Origin of the sequence: Mycobacterium gordonae, from assembly GCF_002101675.1 — a bacterium.
Taxonomy (GTDB): Bacteria; Actinomycetota; Actinomycetes; order Mycobacteriales; family Mycobacteriaceae; genus Mycobacterium; species Mycobacterium gordonae.
Genome location: NZ_LQOY01000120.1, coordinates 1 through 2,648 on the forward strand (window position 1 = coordinate 1; position 2,648 = coordinate 2,648).

At 68.8% G+C, this 2,648-nt stretch carries 1 protein-coding gene; it reads left to right on the forward strand.

Annotated elements, in window-relative coordinates; all coding sequences use genetic code 11:
- A partial coding sequence (locus tag AWC08_RS19075) for a non-ribosomal peptide synthetase (RefSeq protein WP_142283664.1) occupies positions 1-2,648 on the forward strand: 2,648 nt, incomplete at both ends.

Sequence of the window (2,648 nt, forward strand, 5' to 3'; positions counted from 1 at the left end):
GCCGAAGTCCTGGGCCTCGAACGGGTCGGGGCCGACGACTCGTTTTTCGAACTCGGCGGCGATTCACTGTCAGCGATGCGCCTGATCGCTGCGGTCAACACGGCCCTGAATGTCGGCCTGTCTGTGGGCGACTTGTTCGAGGCGCCCACCGTGGCACTGCTGGCGACCAATCTTGGTGGGCACAAGGGAGGGCTCGCGCCGCTGGTGGCCGTTCCGCGGCCGGCGGTGGTGCCGTTGTCGTTTGCCCAGTCCCGGTTGTGGTTCTTGGACCAATTACACGGGCCGTCTCCCGTGTACAACTTGCCGGTGGCCCTGCGGCTGAGTGGCGGGTTGGATGCCGACGCGCTCGGTGTCGCGCTGGCCGATGTGTTGGCCCGCCACGAGAGCCTGCGGACGCGGTTCGAGGCGGTCGAAGGAACACCTCGACAAGTGATCCTCCCTGTTGAGGCAGTTGATTTCGGCTGGGAGGTCGTTGATGCCAGGGGCTGGCCGGCCGACCGGCTGGGGGAGGCCATCGCCGCGGTGGCGAGCCACAGCTTCGACCTGGCGGCCCAGATCCCGCTGCGGGCACACCTGTTGCGCCTGGCCGACGACGAATATGTGTTGGTCGCCGTGGCCCACCACATCGCCGCCGACGGCTGGTCCATCACCCCACTACTACGCGATCTCAGCGCCGCCTATGCCGCGCGGTCTGGCGGGCACGCGCCTGGCTGGGCGCCGCTGGCGGTGCAGTATGCCGATTACACGCTGTGGCAGCGTGCCCAGCTGGGGGATCTGGAGGATCCCGGCAGCCGCATCGCCACCCAGCTCTCTTATTGGGAACAGGCCCTGGCCGGGATGCCTGAGCGCGTGCAACTGCCCATCGATCGGCCCTACCCGCCGGTGGCCGATTACCGCGGTGCCCGGGTGCCGGTCGAGTGGCCGGCAACGCTGCACCAACAGGTGGCGCGGGTGGCCCGGGAGCACAACGCGACCAGTTTCATGGTGATGCAGGCCGGGTTGGCGGTGCTGCTGGCCAAGCTCAGCGGCAGCACTGATGTGGCCGTCGGGTTCCCGATCGCCGGGCGCCGTGATCCGACGCTCGATGAGCTGGTCGGTCTTTTCGTCAACACCTTGGTGCTGCGCGTGGATCTAGGCGGTGATCCCAGCGTTGCCGAACTGCTGGCCCGGGTGCGGGCGCGCAGCCTGGCCGCCTACGAACACCAGGACGTGCCCTTCGAGCTGCTGGTGGAGCGGCTCAACCCGACCCGCTCCCTGACCCACCACCCCCTGGTTCAGGTGGTGCTGTCGTGGCAGAACCTGCCGGACCACGCCGGCAGGCCCGGGTTGGGCGAGGTCGAGGTTGCGCCGCTGCCGATTGAGGTCCAGACCGCCCGCATGGACCTGGATTTCTTCCTCAACGAACGCTGGGATGAGTCCGGTCAGCCTGCCGGAATCGGTGGCGCGGTGGAGTTCCGCACCGACGTGTTCGACACCGCGAGCATCGAAGTGCTGGTCGAGCGGCTGCGGCGGGTGCTGGCGGCCATGACCGCTGACCCCACCGCGCGGCTGTCCTCGATCGATCTCCTCGACGATTCCGAGCACGCCCGCCTTGGTCAGCTCGGCAACCGGGCGGTGCTGACCGGACCTGCACCAACGGCGGCGTCGATTCCTGCGTTGTTCGCCGCGCAAGCCGCGCGCACCCCGGATGCAATGGCTGTCAGCTTCCAGGGCCGCTCGATGAGTTATCGCGAGCTAGACGAGACCGCTAACCGGTTGGCGCACCTGCTGGCCGCCGAGGGTGTGGGCCCGGGTGCGTGTGTGGCGCTGGTGTTGGAGCGCTCGGTGCAGGCAGTTGTGGCGATCCTCGCGGTGCTCAAGACCGGGGCGGCCTATCTCCCGATCGACCCGGCCCTGCCCGCGGCGCGGATCGGGTTCATGCTGACCGACGCCGCCCCGATCGCCGCCGTCACCACCACCGCGCTCGCTGACAGGCTCGACGGGCACGACCTGACGGTCATCGATATCGATGACCGTGCCGTGCACAGTCAACCCAGTACCGCCCTGCCGACAGCGAGCCCCGACGATGTCGCCTACATCATCTACACCTCGGGTAGCACCGGTGTTCCCAAGGGCGTGGCCATCACTCACCGCAACGTGGCCGCACTCGTCGACTCACTTGAGGATGCCGGTCTGGGGTCTGGGCCTGGGCGGGTGTGGGCGCAGTGGCATTCCTATGGCTTCGACGCTTCGGTGGAAGAGATGTGGGCGGCGTTGTTGCGTGGTGGGCGGCTGGTGGTGATCCCCGAGGAGGTGGCGGCCTCACCGGAGGACTTGCGCGCCTTGCTGGTGGCCGAGCAGGTCAGCGTCCTCAGCCAGACACCCACCGCGCTAGGGACGCTCTCCCCGCACGGGTTGGAGTCGGTGTCGTTGTTGGTGGCCGGGGAGGTGTGCCCGGCTGAGCTGGTGGAGCGGTGGGCGCCGGGGCGGGTGATGGTTAACGCTTACGGTCCTACCGAGGCCACGGTGTGTGCGGCCCGGAGTGCCCCGCTGGTGGCGGGGTCGGGGGTGCCGCCGATCGGCGCCCCGATCGCCGGGGTGGCGGTTTTTGTGCTGGACGGGTGGCTGCGTCCGGTGCCGGTGGGGGTGGTTGGGGAGTTGTATGCGGC